The sequence below is a fragment of the Azospirillum sp. A26 genome, from assembly GCF_042604635.1.
In the GTDB taxonomy this organism is placed as follows: domain Bacteria; phylum Pseudomonadota; class Alphaproteobacteria; order Azospirillales; family Azospirillaceae; genus Azospirillum; species Azospirillum palustre.
In genome coordinates this window covers 1,844,447-1,862,516 of sequence record NZ_CP170473.1, presented here as the reverse complement: position 1 = coordinate 1,862,516, position 18,070 = coordinate 1,844,447, and the positions used below count along the sequence as shown (strand labels likewise).

Annotated in this window: 13 protein-coding genes; 10 read left to right on the top strand and 3 right to left on the bottom strand. The window is 64.2% G+C overall.

Translation table 11 applies throughout. From position 1 onward, the window contains the following. Positions 1-10: 10 nt before the first annotated feature. The 9 genes from ABNQ39_RS22455 (at position 11) to ABNQ39_RS22415 (ending at position 13,411) form a co-directional block, all read left to right on the top strand. The gene (locus ABNQ39_RS22455) at positions 11-4,051 is read left to right on the top strand and encodes an NACHT domain-containing protein (RefSeq protein WP_376960692.1); all 4,041 of its coding nucleotides are present in this window, start codon (positions 11-13) and stop codon (positions 4,049-4,051) included. Between the two features lie 270 nt (positions 4,052-4,321). Then, positions 4,322-5,080: a hypothetical protein gene (locus tag ABNQ39_RS22450; RefSeq protein WP_376960690.1), complete on the top strand. Its 759-nt coding sequence runs from the start codon at positions 4,322-4,324 to the stop codon at positions 5,078-5,080. Between the two features lie 172 nt (positions 5,081-5,252). After that, positions 5,253-6,146 (top strand): SMP-30/gluconolactonase/LRE family protein, encoded by an 894-nt coding sequence (locus ABNQ39_RS22445; protein WP_376960688.1) that lies wholly within the window; start codon positions 5,253-5,255, stop codon positions 6,144-6,146. A gap of 18 nt (positions 6,147-6,164) precedes the next feature. Next, entirely contained in the window at positions 6,165-7,115 is a 951-nt protein-coding gene (locus tag ABNQ39_RS22440; RefSeq protein ID WP_376960686.1) for a LysR family transcriptional regulator, read from the top strand. Positions 7,116-7,339: 224 nt separating this feature from the next. Then, on the top strand, positions 7,340-7,840 hold the full coding sequence (locus ABNQ39_RS22435) for a formate dehydrogenase subunit gamma (RefSeq protein ID WP_376960684.1): 501 nt from the start codon (positions 7,340-7,342) through the stop codon (positions 7,838-7,840). Beyond that, on the top strand, positions 7,837-9,417 hold the full coding sequence (locus ABNQ39_RS22430) for a formate dehydrogenase beta subunit (RefSeq protein WP_376960682.1): 1,581 nt from the start codon (positions 7,837-7,839) through the stop codon (positions 9,415-9,417). Before ABNQ39_RS22435 ends, ABNQ39_RS22430 begins: the two co-directional genes overlap by 4 nt. A gap of 23 nt (positions 9,418-9,440) precedes the next feature. Then, the gene (gene fdhF / locus ABNQ39_RS22425; RefSeq protein ID WP_376960680.1) at positions 9,441-12,296 is read left to right on the top strand and encodes a formate dehydrogenase subunit alpha; all 2,856 of its coding nucleotides are present in this window, start codon (positions 9,441-9,443) and stop codon (positions 12,294-12,296) included. 20 nt (positions 12,297-12,316) lie between these two features. After that, positions 12,317-13,159 (top strand): formate dehydrogenase accessory sulfurtransferase FdhD, encoded by an 843-nt coding sequence (gene fdhD / locus ABNQ39_RS22420; protein ID WP_376960678.1) that lies wholly within the window; start codon positions 12,317-12,319, stop codon positions 13,157-13,159. 24 nt (positions 13,160-13,183) lie between these two features. After that, entirely contained in the window at positions 13,184-13,411 is a 228-nt protein-coding gene (locus ABNQ39_RS22415; protein ID WP_376960676.1) for a formate dehydrogenase subunit delta, read from the top strand. Between the two features lie 26 nt (positions 13,412-13,437). Here ABNQ39_RS22415 and ABNQ39_RS22410 read toward each other — a convergent pair whose 3' ends face one another. The 3 genes from ABNQ39_RS22410 to ABNQ39_RS22400 all read right to left on the bottom strand — a co-directional run bounded on the left by ABNQ39_RS22410 (position 13,438) and on the right by ABNQ39_RS22400 (position 16,245). Further along, positions 13,438-14,199 (bottom strand): class I SAM-dependent methyltransferase, encoded by a 762-nt coding sequence (locus tag ABNQ39_RS22410; protein WP_376960674.1) that lies wholly within the window; start codon positions 14,197-14,199, stop codon positions 13,438-13,440. A 143-nt stretch (positions 14,200-14,342) separates the two neighbouring features. Continuing rightward, positions 14,343-14,732 carry a VOC family protein gene (locus ABNQ39_RS22405; protein ID WP_376960672.1) on the bottom strand — a complete coding sequence of 130 codons (390 nt, stop codon included), beginning with the start codon at positions 14,730-14,732 and terminating at the stop codon, positions 14,343-14,345. A gap of 7 nt (positions 14,733-14,739) precedes the next feature. Then, complete coding sequence (locus ABNQ39_RS22400) at positions 14,740-16,245, bottom strand: L,D-transpeptidase family protein (RefSeq protein WP_376960670.1); 1,506 nt, start codon at positions 16,243-16,245, stop codon at positions 14,740-14,742. Between the two features lie 368 nt (positions 16,246-16,613). Here ABNQ39_RS22400 and urtA point away from each other — a divergent pair, with 368 nt between their 5' ends. Continuing rightward, positions 16,614-17,924 carry an urea ABC transporter substrate-binding protein gene (gene urtA / locus ABNQ39_RS22395; protein ID WP_376960668.1) on the top strand — a complete coding sequence of 437 codons (1,311 nt, stop codon included), beginning with the start codon at positions 16,614-16,616 and terminating at the stop codon, positions 17,922-17,924. Positions 17,925-18,070 lie beyond the last annotated feature (146 nt).

The following is an 18,070-nucleotide window of genomic DNA, read 5'->3' as shown; positions in this document are numbered from 1 at the left end:
AAGTTGAGAAGTGACGGCCGTTTACATTCCAAGGGCTCTCGTTGTTGGCGAAAGGACCTTTACTGAAGAGCAGTTGCTTCAGGAAGGAAGAGTTTTCGTCGTTCTTGCGGAGCCCGGTGCTGGAAAAACCGAACTGCTTAAGACTTTGGCGAACCTTCTCCAGACAACGCGGATAAAAGCGAGTATCTTTCGCAATAAGCTCAACATCTCGGATGCGGGTCACCTTGTTCTCGACGCGATGGATGAAGTCGCGCGAATCGACAGTGGTGTTACTGATCAGATCATCGCTCGGGCAAGCGAGCTATCTGCCTCGACCGTAATTTTTTCCGGGCGCTCTGGGGAATGGGATCGGGGACGAACAGCATATGTTGAGCAATGTTTTGGCGTTAAGCCAATCATTGTTCGCCTCGAGCCGTTTAATGAAAACGAACAGCGCCAGCTTTTTAATGCAGAATTTCCCAAGGAAGATTTTCAGGATTTCGCTGAAAAGGTACAGAAGTTTGAACTCACGCCTTTGCTGGGTAACCCTCAATTTTTACAGCTTTTAGGGGCAGCATACCTTCAAAGTGACCGCGTATTCACATCAAAAGCAAAGATATTCGCAGACGCTGTGAAACGACTTGCTCATGAAGCAAATCCTGAGTTGGGGCGGCAGAAAGCTAGGCCGCCAACAGATGAGATCATTGTTCTCGGCGGCGAAGTTTTTGCAAAGCTGATGCTGGCAGGTGCGACTGGGATCGCAACTGTTGAGCAGCTGAGTGATCGTGACTTTCCTTATATCAACAGCTTGTGCCGTAACGTCCCGCAATCAACTTTCTTGGTCGATACACGGCTGCTGAAGCCCTCAGACGACGCTGACAAACACGAACCTATCCATCGAATTGTCGCCGAATACTGCGCGGCAGGATACCTTGTGAGGCGCATAGAGGACCCGGCGGATCGCCTTTCGCTGGAGCGCGTATTTGCGATCATTGCGCCAAATGGTGTTACACGCGACGAGCTCCGTGGAATGCTAGGTTGGATGGCAGCTTTAGGTCGCGAACCGCTGCAATTAGCAGCGATCAAGCTTGATCCATACGCCGTTCTGGCAAACGGTGATCCGAGCCAGCTGACTGCAGCTGCGAAGCGCATGCTCTTAGCGGCGCTGGATAAGCTTGCGGTAAGCGACCCATTATTTCGTCGCAGCGATGTCTGGCGTCGTTTCAACGTAGGTCACTTTTTCAGTACCAATATTCTAGATACTGTGTGCATTATCTTAGGAAAAGCAGGCGCTCTGCGTAGCCTAATCCTTGAACTGCTGATCGGCACTGAAGCCGTATCTAGCCTTATCCCCGAACTTACTGCATTGATGAAAAATCCCGCTGTTGACGGCGACACACGAAAGCTGGCGCAGCAAGCCCTGTTAAGCGCTCCAGCTTATGACTACGCAAGCGACTTCGCTGATCTGATAGCCGAAGGCTCTGCCGATGCACTCGAGGTTGCAGCCAGAATTGTAACTAGGCGTGGCGTATCAGCGGTTAGCGTATCACAGATCAGCGCGCTTCTCGCAAAATTGAGTGATCTCTATCCGAAGAATGGAATGCGACATCGGGACGGGATATCGCGTTACTTTATCAATTTGCTCGTCCGGTCATTTGATTTACCCAATGTTATTGCCTACTTGGATGATCTTTCGGCCGGTCTCACCTGTATATGTTCTCCAAAATATGAATATCAGTGCACATGTCGCTACGAAAAAAGCAAGATCATCGGAAAGCTACTCGACCGGTATTTCGAAATTTCCGCAGGCATTAATGACCCCGTACGCATTTGGTCATGGTTGAAAGATCTGCGTTTTAAGTACGGCATAAACGGTGACCGTAGCGCAGCGGTAAAGCATCTAAGTTACGATCACGATCTGCGGAGGTCGATACAGCAGCTGGCTTTGCAAGGGGTCAATAATCAAAAGGCTGCACAAGATGCAATAACATATTTTTATTTAAGTAATGGTCATTCTGGTCTGAATATGCGTGAGGGCGACCGTCATGCCTTAAGCCAGTACGCCTTCGATCATGGGCTAGTCGATGTGTGGGCTGAACTTCTGTTCGACCATAATATTCACAGTAATACAAGAGAGCCAAATCCCACACGCGCGCTTCAGAGGCGGCAGAGCAGGACATCGCTCGATTTTTTGGCGCCATGGTCCCGGAGGGAAAAGCTGCGGCGCGAATTCATCAAGAAAAAGAGAAATTTTGGCTATAGCCGAAGTAGAAAAAGGTATGCGCAACGCGAAGCCGCAATAGAGAAAGTCAATCGTGCTCACTTGCGGGAAAACCTTGCCGAGATCGAAGCTGGACGACACTGGGGGTGGTTAAGGCAGTTTGCCCAGAACTATCTTCTGAAATCAGAGGAAATCAGCAATCTTGTCGATGACCCGGAAACGCCACTAAAGGCCTTGCGGAATTGTTTCCCCATGCTCAATTCGCATATTCCTACGGTTGAGAGACTGGGGAGCCGTAACGAACAAATCATTGCTCAAGTACTCCTCGCAGCTTGCATAGTGCGATTCAGGGACGGGGAAAGCCTAGACGCAATCGACCCGCATATCCTAGCAGCTGCTAAGACGGAGGTATCAGAATACCATACGTTTGCAGATGGTGAAGACATAGCCTTTGAGGCAGCGCTCGATTCTGCACTGTTCAAAGAATCTAATTCCGCCGAGTCGTTTGTTCGAGCCTATATGGAGCAACAGCTGACTGCAACCGAAGAGGTTCCAGTTCATGTGTATTGGCTCAATCACAAATCCTCTTTTCAGCACCTCAGGGCGACGTTACCTGTTGAATGGCTTGAGCGTTTTCCGCAAATGCCGCTTGAGGCTGCTCGAACTCTATTCAGCATGGCTGCAAAATATGGGAGTCGGAAAGAGCTCCTTGCGTTGATTGACCGACGCTTGACCGATCCAATCGTTGGTAGTGGGAACAACACGGAAGCCGATGAACGAGCAGGAGCGCGCAGGAAGTTTTGGCAAATAAACGCATTCTTATATCATGCGTCGGGGAGCGACGTAGCCTGGAAAGGGCTTAAGGATAATCCGAAGGCGATCTTTGATTTGGAGCATCGACTAGGGCGCAATTACTTGGGGGAGGGCGATAGCCGTCCTCCCATGACCGCTGAGAAGGTGTTCCAGATCATGGATGCTTACATCGAAAAGTGGCCAAAGGTGCCACTGCCCAGCAGTTGGGGCTCGGCGGATCCTGAGGATGAAAGGGCCTATCGCTTCCTTCGCGATCACATCTGGACTATCGCCGAGGATACGCCTGAGCGACGTATTCCTGTTCTAGATCGGATGATCGATGATCCGAGATTTTGGGATTTCCGTGAGATCGCATTGACGTTGCGAGCCGAGGCCAATCGGAAAATTGCACTTCAGGATTTTCGCGCCCCGCATCCCTCAGAGGTTGTCAAGTTGCTCGATGAAAATGAGGTGGCGTCAGTCGAGGATTTGCGCGCCGTGATGGTCGAGGAACTGGGCGAAGTCCAGAAATGGCTCGAAGGCTCGGAAACCGATCCGCTAGATGCATTCTATTCTGGTGGCGAGCGGGTCGATGAAAACACTGCTCGTAATCGTATCGTGGACCGACTGCATGGTCGGATGATAGCGTTGGGCCTATCTGTTGTTATTGAGCGCCATATGTCTGGCGGCAACCGTTGTGACATCACAGCATCAGCGACAATCGAGGGCACCAATCGCTTGCTTGTAATTGAAGTTAAGGGACAGTGGAACAAGGAACTATATACCGCTGCCTCAGCACAACTGAACCAGCGATATGCGATACATCCCGACGCAGCTAAACAAGGGGTCTATCTTGCGCTTTGGTTCGGCAATGGTGAGAAGGTCGCGGGGCTTTCCAATTCGACGATAGCGACAGCAGCTGAATTGAAGGATAAGATTATCTCGACCATGTCAGAGGATTTGCAAAGCCGGATTGATGTTGTAGTCCTTGACCTGTCCCGGCGGTCACCAGTGCCCAATTCACCGAAGCTAAAGCGTGATGGAAAGGCGAAAACTTAGCTTTCCATTTTTTGTTCAAGGTTGCGACTTGGGTGCACAATAATCTCCGCGAAGAGCATAATCTTCCTTGATCCGGTACTCCATAGCAATGAGTACCAGCAGCCATTTCTGCCGCAAATTGGGCTTGTCCAAAATCACTCCATAACAGCTTTTCTAATAGAGTTGGTCACTCCCGCATCCACCTGCTCGCCATTTTCCCAAAACCTCCCCACGGCAGGACCAAATTCCTATATTCTTTCCGCAATGCCCACTCATTCGCGGAGCCACGCCATGCCCCTCGACAGCCGCAGCTTCACCACCGACAACTTCCCCCGCTGGGCCGAAGAGCCGCCGACTCCGTCGGAAGGCGCGCTGGTCCCCGGATCGCAGTTCCATGAGGAACAGTGGATCATGGCCGCCGGCATGCTGGCCCGTGGCAACAGCTTCCTCCAGGTCTCGCGCGCCATGGGGTGCAGCCGCACCACGCTGTGGCGCGCCTATTACGGTTCCAAGGATTTCCGTCACAGGGTGTGGTGGGAGCGGCAGGCGCTGAACCGCGAGGCCGAATTGCGCCTGTCCTCGCTGCGGGTGCTGGTGGCCGAGCAGATCGAGCGGCTGGTCTCCGCTGGCGATCCCGCCACCGTCCGCTGGCTGGCCGAGCGGCTCGGCCTGTTCGCCGGCCTCGACCTGCCCGCGGCCAAGCGGCAGGCCGCGCAGCCCGACCGGCGCTCCGCCGGGCACGCCGCTCCTCAGCCCGCCGTCGAAACGGCTGCCGGGCCCGCCGCGCACCCCGCCCCCAGGCCGGCCCCGAAGCCCGAGGACCCGCCCGCCGTCACCGTCCCCGAACTGGACGACGACGACATCCCCGGCGCCATCCGCGAGCGCCATCCGCCCAGCCCGGCGATGATCGCCGCCGTTGTCGCCCAGCCGGAGGCGGCGGGGCCGAAGGGTGTCTTCCCCTACACGCTCAACCAGTATGAGGAGTATCCCAACCTCAACCCCGGCCCGGTCGGCCGCCGCGCGGCCGGCGCCTTCTCCTGGCGCCGGTAGGGGGCGGCCGGACGATGCAACATCCGCCGGAAAGCGTTCCACGCCGTTCCATCCTCCGCCGGGCGCGGGACCGCTCCCGCCGGGGGGACTGCCGGGGTGCGTGCCGGGGCGCTTGATCCGGCGGCCGAACTGTCCGACCCTGCGGGTCCGTTCGACTCCCGAGGATCATGCGATGACCGCCAGCCCCGCCTTCACCTGCGTGCTCGATGCCCGTGCCAGGCTGGGGGAGGGGCCGGTCTGGTCGGTGGACGAGCAGGCGCTCTATTGGGTGGACATCAAGGGCAAGGCGCTGAACCGCTTCGATCCGGCGACCGGGGCCAACCGGGCGATGGCCCTGCCGGAGGAGATCGGCTGCGTCGCCCCGCGCAAGGGCGGCGGCTTCATCGCCGGCCTGCGCTCCGGCCTGTGGCAGCTGGACGGGGAGGGGCGGCCGGTGACCTGCCTCGCCGCCAATCCGGAGGACCAGGGCGCCAGCCGCTTCAACGACGGCAAGACCGATCCCGCCGGCCGCTATCTGGCCGGCACGCTGGACGAGCCGAAGGCCGGCGGCAAGGCGCATCTCTACCGCTACGACCGCCGCGGGCTGGCGGTGCTGGCCGGCGGGCTGCTGACCTCCAACGGGCTGGCCTTCAGCCCGGACGGGCGGACGCTCTACCACGCCGACACCCCGACCTTCACCGTCCGCCGCTACCGCTACGATCCGGCGACCGGCGCGATCTCCGACGGCGAGGTCTTTTTCCGGCTGGAGCCGAAGGACGGCGACCGCGGCCGGCCGGACGGGGCGGCGGTGGATGCCGAGGGCTGCTATTGGTCGGCGCTGTACGAGGGCGGGCGGGTCGTGCGCTTCTCGCCGGAGGGCGCGCTGCTGTCGGAACATCCGCTGCCGGCGCGCTGCCCGACCATGGTGGCTTTCGGCGGTCCCGACCTGCGCACGCTCTACGTCACCACCGCCAGCGCCGGCCGCCCGGCCGACGAGCTGGAGCGGCTGCCGCAGTCGGGCGGGCTGTTCGCCATGACGGTCGATGTGCCGGGCCTGCCGGTCCCGCCCTTCGATCCGGCGGCCTGACGGGAGGGGAGGGGGCCGATGTTCCGCAAGTTCGTCTATCTGCTGGCCCTGGCGCGCGAGAAGCATTTCGGCCGCGCGGCGGAAAGCTGCCACGTCTCGCAGCCGACCCTCTCCAACGCCATCCGCCAGCTGGAGGAGGAGCTTCAGGTTCCCATCGTCGAGCGCGGCCAGAAGTTCGAGGGCTTCACGCCGGAGGGGCTGAAGGTGCTGGAATACGCCCGCCGCATCGTCGGCGAGCGCGACAGCCTGCGCCACGAGCTGCTGGCGCTGGCCCAGGGCGTCACCGGCCATCTGCGGCTCGGCGCCATCCCCACCGCCCTGCCGGTGATCCCGCATGTGCTGACGCCCTTCACCACCCGCTTCCCGCACATCCGCTCCAGCGTCGTGTCGCTCAGTTCGCGCGAGATCCAGCGCGGGCTCGACGAGTTCGAGCTGGACGCCGCCATTACCTATCTCGACAACGAGCCGCTGAACAACGTCCGCACCCTGCCGCTTTACACCGAGCGCTACCATCTGCTGGCCCGCCGCGACGACCTGTCGGACGAGCTGATCGCGCAAGGGGCGGTGCCGTGGGAGAAGGCGGCGAGCTTGCGGCTCTGCCTGCTCACCCCGGACATGCAGAACCGCCGCATCGCCGACACCGCCTTCCGCATGACCGGGCGGACGGTGGAGCCAGCGATGGAGACCAACTCCATCGTCACCCTCTACACCATCGTCCGCGCCGGCAGCTGCGCCAGCATCGTGCCGGGCCAGCTGCTGACCTTCGTGCCGCCGCACCCCGACATCGTCGCCCTGCCGCTGGTCGATCCGGAGCTGAGCCATGTCGTCGGTCTCGCCTATGCCGACCGCGACCCGCCGCCGCCGCTCGCCAAGGCGCTGGCGGTTGCAGCCGCCGACGCCGACATCGCCCAGCGCGTCGCCATCGGCGTCGCCGACGCCATGATCCCCTGGCGGCTGGCGATCCGCTGAGCGGTCGCCGCGGCGCTTGATAGCCAAAAGCTATCAGCCCATCGGAAAATACAATTTGCTGGCATACCGTATCCTCAGCCACTCTGACGGTGCCGGGCGACGAGAGACGTCCGGAAAAAGCCAACAGAGCCAAGCCAGAACGACGCCGACCTCAAGTGCGGCGCGGACGATCGCAAGGAGGGATACCCGTGAACGCTTGCCATCCGTGGAGCGCTGAGCGCGCCATGACGATTGTCGAAGACAATCGGCATCTGCGCGGCGCCCTGCTGCCGATCCTCCACGCCCTGCAGGAAGAGTTCGGCTACATCGACGAGGAAGCCATCCCCCTGCTGGCGACGGAGCTGAACCTCTCGCGCGCCGATGTGCATGGCGTGGTCTCCTTCTATCACGAATTCCGCCGCGAAAAGCCCGGCCGCCACACGATCAAGGTCTGCCGGGCCGAGGCCTGCCAGTCGATGGGCGCCAACGCCCTGGTCGACCACATCAAGACGCGGTTGCAGGTCGATTTCCACGGCACCACCGCCGACGGCGCCTTCACGCTGGAGCCGGTCTTCTGCCTCGGCAACTGCGCCCTGTCGCCCGCCGTCATGATCGACGAGAACCTGCACGGCCGGGTCTCGCCCGACCGCTTCGACGAACTGGCGGCCGAGACGCGGGCCAACCCGCACGCTCATCAGCAAATTCCCCGCGCTCTCAGCCACTCCCACAAGGGTCACGCGCAATGAGCGGCCATCTGATCACCGTCTTCGTCCCGCGCGACTCCGCCGCTCTGTCCGTCGGCGCCGATGCGGTCGCCGCCGCCATCCGGGCGGAAGCCACCAGGCGCGACCTGCCGCTGCGCATCGTCCGCAACGGCTCGCGCGGCATGCTCTATCTGGAGCCGCTGGTCGAGGTCGAAACCGCCGAAGGCCGCGTCGCCTACGGCCCGGTCACCCCGGCCGATGTGCCCGGCCTGTTCGACGCCGGCTTCCTGACCGGGGCCGAGCATCCGCTGGGCCACGGCCTGACCGAGGAAATCCCCTACTTCAAGAAGCAGGAGCGGCTGACCTTCGCCCGCTGCGGCATCATCGATCCGCTGTCGGTCGAGGATTACCGCGCCCATGGCGGCTTCCGCGGGCTGGAGAACGCGCTGGCGATGTCCCAGGCGGAGATCGTCAAGGCGGTGACCGACAGCGGCCTGCGCGGTCGCGGCGGCGCCGGCTTCCCCACCGGCATCAAGTGGAACACGGTGATGCAGGCCCCGGCGGACGAGAAGTTCGTCTGCTGCAACGCCGACGAGGGCGACAGCGGCACCTTCGCCGACCGCATGATCATCGAGGGCGACCCCTTCTGCCTGATCGAGGGCATGACCATCGCCGCCATCGCGGTGGGCGCCACCTCCGGCTACGTCTACATGCGCTCCGAATACCCGCACGCCACGGCCACCCTGCGCCATGCCATCAAGCTGGCCTATGACGAGGGCTGGCTCGGCGACAACATCCACGGCACCGACCGCACCTTCCACCTCGACGTCCGCGTCGGCGCCGGCGCCTACATCTGCGGCGAAGAGACCGCGATGCTGGAAAGCCTGGAAGGCAAGCGCGGCATGGTGCGCGCCAAGCCGCCGCTGCCGGCGCTGGAAGGCCTGTTCGGCAAGCCGACCGTGGTCAACAATGTGCTGTCGCTCTGCTCGGTGCCGATCATCCTCGACAAGGGCGGCGAGTATTACCGCGACTTCGGCGTCGGCCGGTCGCGCGGCACGCTGCCCTTCCAGCTCGCCGGCAACATCAAGAATGGCGGCATCGTCGAGAAGGCCTTCGGCATCACCCTGCACGAACTGCTGTACGAGTATGGCGGCGGCACCATCACCGGCCGGCCGATCCGCGCGGTGCAGGTCGGCGGTCCGCTGGGCGCCTACCTGCCGCCCTCGCAGTTCGACCTGCCCAAGGACTACGAGGCCTTCGCGGCGCAGGAGGCGATGGTCGGCCATGGCGGCATCGTCGTCTTCGACGACAGCGTCGACATGGCCCAGCAGGCCCGCTTCGCCATGGAGTTCTGCGTCGCCGAGTCCTGCGGCAAATGCACCCCCTGCCGCATCGGCTCGACCCGTGGGATGGAGACGCTGGACAAGATCATCGCCGGCAAGAACGTCGATGCGAACTTGGACCTGCTCGCCGACCTCTGCGACGTGATGGTCGACGGCTCGCTCTGCGCCATGGGCGGCATGACGCCCTATCCGGTGCGCAGCGCGGTGAAGCACTTCCCGGAAGATTTCCGCAAGAAGCAGCACGCCGTCCGCGTCACCCACATCGCCGCCGAATAACGAGCGACCCAGGAGCACCCGAGATGACCCTCATCCACGAGACCGACTACGGCACTCCCGCCCGCGTCTCCGAGACCCTGGTGACGCTGGAGATCGACGGTCGCAGCATCAGCGTTCCCGAAGGCACCTCCGTGATGCGCGCCGCGATGGACGCCGGCATCACCGTGCCCAAGCTGTGCGCCACCGACAGCCTGGAGCCCTTCGGCTCCTGCCGCCTCTGCGCGGTGGAGATCGAGGGGCGCCGTGGCACCCCGGCCTCCTGCACCACCCCGGTCGCCCCCGGCATGAAGGTCCACACCCAGACCGACAAGCTGGCCAAGCTGCGCCGCGGCGTGATGGAGCTGTACATCTCCGACCATCCGCTCGACTGCCTGACCTGCGCCGCCAACGGTGATTGCGAGTTGCAGGACATGGCGGGCGCCGTGGGCTTGCGCAACGTGCGGTACGGTTTCGAAGGCGAAAACCACCGCGCCGCCGCAAAGGACGAGAGCAACCCGTACTTCACCTTCGACGCCTCCAAGTGCATCGTTTGCTCGCGCTGCGTCCGCGCCTGCCAGGAAACCCAGGGCACCTTCGCGCTGACCATCGACGGGCGCGGCTTCGCCTCTTCGGTGTCGCCGGGCGCCAACGAGAGCTTCATGGACAGCGAGTGCGTGTCCTGCGGCGCCTGCGTCCAGGCCTGCCCGACCGCGACCCTGACCGAGAAGTCGATCATCGAGCACGGCCAGCCCGAGCACAGCGTCATCACCACCTGCGCCTATTGCGGCGTCGGCTGCTCCTTCAAGGCCGAGCTGCAGGGCACCACGGTGGTCCGCATGACGCCGTGGAAGGACGGCGGCGCCAACGAGGGCCATAGCTGCGTCAAGGGCCGCTTCGCCTGGGGCTACGCCACCCACAAGGACCGCATCATGAAGCCCATGGTGCGCGAGAAGATCACTGACCCGTGGCGTGAAGTGTCGTGGGAGGAGGCGGTCGCCTACGCCGCCGAGCGGCTGAAGGCGGTGCAGGCCAAGTACGGCCGCGGCTCCATCGGCGGCATCACCTCGTCGCGCTGCACGAATGAAGAGGTCTATGTCGTCCAGAAGATGATCCGGGCCGCCTTCGGCACCAACAACATCGACACCTGCGCCCGCGTCTGCCATTCGCCGACCGGCTACGGCCTGTCGCAGACCTTCGGCACCTCGGCCGGCACCCAGGATTTCCGCAGCGTCGACAAGTCCGACGTCATCCTGGTCATCGGCGCCAACCCGACCGACGGCCACCCGGTGTTCGGTTCGCGCATGAAGAAGCGTCTGCGCGCCGGGGCCAAGCTGATCGTCGTCGATCCGCGCCGCATCGATCTGGTCCGCAGCCCGCACGTCCAGGCCGAGTACCATCTCCAGCTCCAGCCCGGCACCAACGTCGCCGTGGTCAACGCCATCGCCCACGTCATCGTCACCGAAGGGCTGGTCAACCGCTCCTTCGTCGAAGGGCGCTGCGATCCAAAGGAGTTCGCGAAGTGGGAGGCGTTCATCGCCGAGCACCGCAACTCGCCGGAATATCTGGAGTCGCGCACCGGCGTTCCGGCCGATCAGGTCCGCGCCGCCGCCCGCCTCTATGCCACCGGCGGCAACGCCGCGATCTATTACGGCCTGGGCGTGACCGAGCACAGCCAGGGCTCCAGCACGGTGATGGCGATCGCCAACCTTGCGATGGCGACCGGCAACATCGGCCGCGAGGGCGTCGGCGTGAACCCGCTGCGCGGGCAGAACAACGTGCAGGGCTCCTGTGACATGGGCTCCTTCCCGCACGAGCTGCCGGGCTACCGCCACGTGTCGGACGACGTCGTCCGCCAGGAGTTCGAGACCGCCTGGGGCGTCACGCTGGATCCGGAGCCCGGCCTGCGCATTCCCAACATGTTCGACAGCGCGCATGACGGCAGCTTCCGCGGCCTGTTCGTGCAGGGCGAGGACATCGTCCAGTCCGATCCCAACACCAACCACGTCACCTCGGCCCTGGAAGCCTTGGACATCGTCATCGTCCAGGACCTGTTCCTGAACGAGACGGCGGCCTTCGCCCACGTCTTCTTCCCCGGCACCTCCTTCCTGGAGAAGGACGGCACCTTCACCAACGCCGAGCGCCGCATCAACCGCGTCCGCAAGGCGATGCCGTCGAAGGTGGGCCGGGACGAGCATTGGGTCGCCTGTGCGCTGGCGACGGCGATGGGCTATCCGATGCACTACGAGACCACGTCCGAGATCATGGACGAGATCGCCCGCCTGACCCCGACCTTCCGCGGCGTCAGCTTCGAGAAGCTCGACCGCGTCGGCAGCGTCCAATGGCCCTGCACCGGCTTCGAGGATGACGACACCGGCATGGCGATCATGCATGAGGAGAGCTTCGCCCGCGGTCTCGGCCGCTTCGTGATCACCGAATATGTGCCGACCGACGAGCGGACCACGCGGATGTATCCGCTGGTTCTGACGACCGGCCGCATCCTCGCCCACTACAATGTCGGTGCCCAGACCCGCCGCACCGCCAACGTGGCCTGGCATCCGGAGGATGTGCTGGAGATCAACCCGGTGGATGCCGAGATCCGGGGCGTCAAGGATGGCGACATGGTGTCGCTCGCCAGCCGCATGGGAGCAACGACGCTGCGCGCCGTCATCTCCGACCGCATGCCGGCCGGCGTCGTCTACACCACCTTCCACCATCCGGTGACCGGTGCCAACGTCATCACCACCGAGAATTCGGACTGGGCGACCAACTGCCCCGAATACAAAGTGACGGCGGTGCAGGTCGCCCGCAGCAACCAACCGTCGGACTGGCAGGTTGACTACGCGAAGAACGACGTCGAGCGCAAGCGCATCGCCGCCGCCAACGTGATCGCCGCCGAGTGACGGCCTGAGGAGTGGGAAGCATGACCGCGATGCCTTCTGGGTCCATCCGTCCGGACGATAACTCCCCCCTCTCCACGGCGATGTGCTCCATCGCCGTCACCGGCACCGGCTTCTCCGCCGGTGTCGGGATGGAGGAGGGAGCGTACGTCGAATGGCAGGTGCCGGAGGAAACCGCGGTCGCTTTCGAATACAACGGCCGCTCCCATGCCGTGATGATGGCGACCCCCGCCGATCTGGAAGACTTCGCGCTGGGCTTCAGCCTCGCCGAGGAGATCGTCGGGTCCGCCGCCGATATCGAGAACATCGCCGTGCGGGAAACCCCGCTGGGCTTCGTCGTCAACCTGACGGTCGATCCCCTGCGGCTCCTGCGCGGAAGTCTGCGCAGCCGCTCCATGGAGGGGCGGAGCGGCTGTGGCCTGTGCGGCGTGGACAGTCTTGTCCACGCCGTTCGGGAGCCCCGCAAGATCGAGACCTCGCTGGAGGTGGACCCGGCCGCCGTGGCCGCCGCCTTCCGCGCCCTGCCGGACCACCAGCCGATGAACCGGGCCAACCGCTCTGTCCATGCCGCCGCCTGGTGTGCGCCCGATGGCGCCGTCCGCATGGCCCGCGAGGATGTCGGCCGCCACAACGCGCTGGACAAGCTGATCGGCGCCGTCGTGCGCTCGGGCGCCGATCCGGCCACCGGCTTCGTGGTGATGACCAGCCGGTGCAGCTTCGAACTGGTGCAGAAGACCGCCGCGGTGGGCATCCCGCTGCTGGCGACCATCTCCGCCCCGACGGCGCTGGCGCTCGAACTGGCGCGCACCGCCAACCTGACCTTAGGCGCGCTGTCGCGCCGCGACACCGTTATCCTGTTCCGTTGATTCAAACCCAGTCCGGAGACACCGATGAGCCACACGAACCACGCCAAGGATCTGGTCCGGATGGCGAACCAGATCGCCGTCCATTTCGCCACCTACCCCCATGAGGAGGCGGTGACGGAAACAGCGACCCACATCCGCAAATTCTGGGATCCGCGCATGCGCGCCGGTCTGTTCGCCCATGTCCAGTCCGGCGGCGAGGCCGACCTGCACGAGGTCGCGCGCGGTGCGGTGGGCGTGCTCCAGAGCCGCTGAGATCGGCCGGGCGTCGCCGGGAGCCGTCAGACCTTGCGAAAGGCGAACATCGCCGTTTCGTAGGGAAAGGCGATCTCAGTGGCGCCCGCCAGTTCCGGCGTGTTCGCGATCACCGCGCGGACATCCCGTTCGACCTCCGCCTGCAGGTCGGAGGGAAGCGCCGCGATGAAGCTGACCGAAAGCGTGCGCCTGACGATGACGTCGTCCGGGCTTCCGACATGGGCATGGCGGACATGGCGCTCGTCGATGGCTTCGAAGCCCGGTGCCGGGAAGACCCGGCGCCAGTCGCCGGTCCGGTAGCGCGGGGTGCCGGCCTCCCAGGGGTCGGTGATGGCGGACAGCGCCGCCAACCAGGGCTTGCTTTCGTCCCGGACGTTCCAGATCAGTCCCAGCGTGCCGTCCGGTTTCAGCACCCTCCGCATTTCCTGGAGGGCAGCCGCCGTGGCGAACCAGTGGAAGGCCTGCGCACAGACGACGGTGTCGACCGAACCGTCGGGTAGCGGAATCGTCTCGGCGGTCCCGGCCAGCACGGTCAGATCGGGGAAGCTGTGGACCAGCTGCTCGCGCATGCCGGCAATCGGCTCGACGGCGACGACCTCGCCGCCGCACTCCTTCAGCACCGCGATGAACTTGCCGGTGCCGGCGCCGACCTCCAGCGTTCTGCGGCCGGGTCCGACGCCGAGAACGTCACGAAGCCACACCGTCGCTTCGGCCGGATAGCTGGGGCGGCCTTTGACATAGGCCGCGGCCCCGGTTTCGTAGCCCTTGGAAGAGTGATGAACCGACATGACGCCCCCGATCCTTCCAGCGTGCTTGAAAGCGGGCCCTCAGAGGTAATACCAGCGGTCATTGATGATGACCGCTGGTATCCGTGCCGACCGGCACGGCGGCGGCCCATGCCGCCGAAGCTCTTGATCCTGACATGTCAGGATCAAGAGTCGCTGGTATAAGTGGCGATCTCGACCAGATTGTCGTCGGGATCGCGGATATAGACGGATCGGATCGGCCCGGTGGCGCCCGTGCGGCTCACCGGGCCTTCTTCGATGGCGATGCCGCGGGCATGGAGTTCGGCGATCACCTGCTCCAGCGGCGTGTCGGCGATCAGGCAGAAGTCGCCGCTGCCGGCGGTGGGGCGGGCGGCCTTCGGCTCGAACTCCCGTCCGACCTCGTGCAGGTTGATCTTCTGCGCGCCGAAGGACAGGGCGCGACGGCCGCCGGCGAAGGTGACGACCTCCATCCCCAGCACGTCGCGATAGAAGGCGCAGGTCGCCTCGATGGAGGCGACCGTCAGGACAAAATGATCGATCCGGCCGATCCGCAAGCCGGCCTCACATCCCGGTCGAGGTCGGCAGCGGCTTGGCCGGCGCCGGGATCGAAGCCGAGGACAGCGGCGTCGGCGCATGGGCGGTCGGGACCGGCAGTGGCGCCGGCTTGGACAGAGGGCGCGGCGTCGACACCGGAGTCACCGGATTGGTGGCTGCCGGATTGGCCGACATGGCCGGTGCCGCAGATCCCGACTGGCCCGACGGTGTCGCCAGCGTGGGCGGATCCTCGTAGATGTCGGGATGGACGCGCACCACCCCGGCGGTGTCGACCGAGGCGTTCCAGTAGACGAAGCGCACGGGGATGGCGTTCGGCAGCCGGATCGTCTTGGTCTCCCCGGTGTCGAGCTGCTGGCCGATGCCGGCCGGCGTCACCTTCGCGGCACCCAGCAGCGTCTCCGCCATCATCCGGGCATCCTCCAGCCGCACGCAGCCGGAGCTGGCGGCGCGCAGGTCGCGGCTGAACAGGCGCGGGTCGTTGGTGCCGTGCAGGAAGATGCCGTCGCCGTTGGTCAGGTTGAAGCGGAAACGGCCCAGCGCGTTGTCGTCGCCCGGCCTCTGGACGATGCGCACGCGGCCGGGATCGACCGACCACCAGTTGACCGACTGGGTGTTGGCGACCTCCGACCCGTCCAGATAGACGGCGGCGTTCTTGATGCCGGTGGTGCCCTTCTTGCGCAGGGCCGGCAGCTTGTCCTCGCTCAGCACCGTCGGCGGCACGGTCCAGGTCGGGTTGATGGTGACGCTGGTCACCTTGTCCTGGAGCAGCGGCGTCTTGCGCGACGGCCGGCCGACCACCGCCCGCATGGTGAAGGCCGGGCGGCCATGCTCGATCAGGGTGACGGACTGGCCGGGCAGGTTGACCAGGATGGTGGTGTCGGGGATGGAGGCCTGCTGCGCCCGCATCGCCGCGGCGGCGCGGCGCAGAAGCGCCACGGTCTGGGCCGGGGTCCGGTCCATCGCCTGACGGGTCACCTCGCCGACCTTGCCGTCGGGCTGCAGCCCCTCGGCGAGCTGGAAGGCGCGCACGGCGGTCTCGACATCGTCGTTGAAGCTGTCGGTCCACTTGTCGGCGGACAGGAAGCCCATCTCGATCAGGCGGCGCGACACCTTGCCGACGCGGTCGGCCAGCGGCGAGCGCACGGTGATGACCACCGGCGGCGCCGGCTCCACCGGTTCCAGGCCTGGCAGGGTGGGGGCCTGCGCCTGCTGCACGTCGGCAGGGGGCACGTCCATCGCCGGGGCGACGCTCTCGATCATGCCGCCGTCGCCCTTCTTGACGACGGCGCCGTAGCCGATGCGGGTGACCGGCGCCTTGGGCGCGTTCTGCACCTCCAGCGCACGCTGTTCCAGCGCCGCGGCCCAGCCGGCTACCAGCGGCGGCTTGGCGGCGTGCACGGCCTCCTTCGCCGCCGCGGCAAGCGCCGGACCGCTCAGGACGATGCCGACCAGTCCGCCGACCATGCAAAGGGCGGCGGAGCGGCGGGAGATCGGGCGACGGATGTCATGCATGGCGACGGGACCGGAACGTGAACGGAAAGGATCGAACGCTGCAACCTTCGACAAGCCTCTCATGAATCGCAAGCGACATTTGGTGACGACAGGCCTGCTGTTCACACTGTTGCTCCCTTGCATCGCCATCTCGCCCGTGGAGGGCTGTTGCCGTTACACGCGCTCATCCACTGGTTGGACGCCGTGGCGGCGGATTTATTCCGAACCTTCGCAGGAGGTAACGCCGCGAAGACGGCCATGGAGCCGGGGGGCGTGGCCGTATGTGTCATTTGACGTAGATACCGCCTTTCGCATGCGCTGTAGCTTTTCCTTCGACGATGTGGCGAAGCCCCGGAGCAACCGGGGCGCCAAAGGAAGGGGGCAACTTCATGCGGACCAAGCAACTGACGTCGAGCTTCGGGATCAGCGCGCTGGCCGGTCTGGCCATGGGTGCGATGGCATCCTTCGCGATGCCCGCCCAGGCGGCGGACGACACCATCAAGGTGGGCATCCTGCACTCCCTGTCCGGCACGATGGCGATCAGCGAGACGACGCTCAAGGACGTCATGCTGATGCTGATCGACGAGCAGAACAAGAAGGGCGGCCTGCTGGGCAAGAAGCTGGAGCCGGTGGTGGTCGATCCCGCCTCCAACTGGCCGCTGTTCGCCGAAAAGGCCCGCGAACTGATCAGCAAGGACAAGGTGTCCGCCGTGTTCGGCTGCTGGACCTCGGTCAGCCGCAAGTCGGTTCTGCCGGTGTTCGAGGAACTGAACAACATCCTCTTCTACCCGGTCCAGTATGAGGGCGAGGAGTCCTCCCGCAACGTCTTCTACACCGGCGCCGCCCCGAACCAGCAGGCGATCCCGGCCGTCGACTACCTGATGTCGAAGGAAAAGGTCCAGCGCTGGGTGCTGGCCGGCACCGACTACGTCTATCCGCGCACGACCAACAAGATCCTCGAAGCCTACCTGAAGGGCAAGGGCGTCAAGCCCGAGGACATCATGATCAACTACACGCCGTTCGGTCATTCCGACTGGCAGTCGATCGTGGCGGACATCAAGAAGTTCGGCTCGGCCGGCAAGAAGACCGCGGTGGTCTCCACCATCAACGGCGACGCCAACGTTCCCTTCTACAAGGAACTGGGCAACCAGGGCGTCAAGGCGCAGGACATCCCGGTCGTCGCCTTCTCCGTCGGCGAGGAAGAGCTGGCCGGCATCGACACCAAGCCGCTGCTCGGCCATCTGGCCGCGTGGAACTACTTCCAGTCGGTCGAGACCCCGGCCAACACCGACTTCATCAAGGCCTGGAAGGCCTACACCAAGAACGACAAGCGCGTCACCAACGACCCGATGGAAGCCCACTACATCGGCTTCAACATGTGGGTGAAGGCGGTCGAGGCGGCCGGCACCACCGAGCCGGACAAGGTCATCGACGCCATGGTCGGCGTGGCCGTGCCCAACCTGACCGGCGGCTATTCGGCGATGCTGCCGAACCACCACATCACCAAGCCGGTGCTGATCGGCGAAGTGCAGGAGAACGGCCAGTTCGACGTCGTCTCCAAGACCTCGGGCCTGGTGCCCGGCGACGAGTGGTCGGACTTCCTGCCGGACAGCAAGGACCTGATCGCCGATTGGCGCAAGCCGATGTCCTGCGGCAACTTCAACGTGAAGACCGGCAAGTGCGGCGGCAAGGGGTCGTGAGGGCCGCGTTCCCTCTCTGACCTGTCCTTATCTGAGCTTGAGTGGTTGCGACGCTTGCCCTTTCCCCTTTCCCGCCGGGCGGGGGAGAGGAGAGGGCAAGCGTTTCGCGTTTCCAGTCCCCCGCACCGCTCCTCCCGCACCGCCCC